2 protein-coding genes are annotated in these 1,035 nt (G+C 63.9%); both read left to right on the top strand.

The genetic code is table 11. The annotated features are described in order from the left end of the window. On the top strand, nt 1–210 hold a 210-nt coding region (locus tag WMO45_RS13620; RefSeq protein ID WP_349141434.1), incomplete at its 5' end, for a 5-deoxy-glucuronate isomerase. A 15-nt stretch (nt 211–225) separates the two neighbouring features. Next, nucleotides 226–1,026 (top strand): gluconate 5-dehydrogenase, encoded by an 801-nt coding sequence (locus WMO45_RS13625; protein ID WP_349141436.1) that lies wholly within the window; start codon nt 226–228, stop codon nt 1,024–1,026. Nucleotides 1,027–1,035 lie beyond the last annotated feature (9 nt).

Raw genomic sequence — 1,035 nt, forward strand, 5'->3', positions numbered from 1 at the left:
ATCCCGGAGGACAACGTGGTGTTCCACATGATGGGCGAGGGTCAGCAGACCCGGCACATCGTGATGCAGAACGAGCAGGCGGTGATCTCGCCCTCCTGGTCCATCCACGCGGGTGCGGGCACGTCCAACTACACGTTCATCTGGGCCATGGGCGGCGAGAACCAGGCCTTTGACGACATGGACGTGATTCCCATGACACAGCTGCGGTAAAGGAGCACAGGAGCAATGGAGATTTTGAAGCAGTTTTCCCTGGAGGGGAAGATCGCCCTGGTGACGGGGGCTTCCTACGGTATCGGGTTTGCCATCGCCCGGGCGCTGGCCTCGGCGGGCGCCACCATCGTATTCAACGACATCAAGCAGGAGCTGGTGGACCAGGGGCTGGCCGCCTATGAGGCGGAGGGGATCCAGGCCCACGGCTATGTGTGCGATGTGACGGACGAGGCGCAGGTGCAGGCCCTGGTGGCGCGCATCCGGGAAGAGGTAGGCGTGATCGACATCCTGGTGAACAACGCCGGTATCATCAAGCGCATCCCCATGCTGGAGATGACGGCCGAGCAGTTCCGCCAGGTGATTGACGTGGACCTGAACGCGCCGTTCATCGTGTCCAAGGCGGTCATCCCCGGGATGATCGAGAAGGGGCACGGAAAGATCATCAACATCTGTTCGATGATGAGCGAGCTGGGCCGGGAGACGGTGTCGGCCTATGCGGCAGCCAAGGGCGGACTGAAGATGCTGACGCGGAACATCTGCTCGGAGTACGGCGAGGCCAACATCCAGTGCAACGGCATCGGGCCGGGGTACATCGCCACGCCTCAGACCGCGCCTCTGCGGGAGCGGCAGGCGGACGGCAGCCGCCATCCCTTCGACCAGTTCATCGTGTCCAAGACGCCGGCGGCCCGCTGGGGGGAGACGGAGGACCTGATGGGTCCGGCCGTCTTCCTGGCCTCGGACGCCTCCAACTTCGTCAACGGCCACATCCTGTATGTGGACGGCGGCATCCTCGCCTACATCGGCAAGCAGCCCTGAGCGGGCACA

The organism is Flavonifractor hominis, assembly GCF_040095835.1.
Classification (GTDB): domain Bacteria; phylum Bacillota; class Clostridia; order Oscillospirales; family Oscillospiraceae; genus Flavonifractor; species Flavonifractor hominis.

Excerpts from the sequence above, each read along its gene's own strand:
- WMO45_RS13625 (WP_349141436.1), top strand. The coding sequence starts at position 226 with ATGGAGATTTTGAAGCAGTTTTCCCTGGAGGGGAAGATCGCCCTGGTG.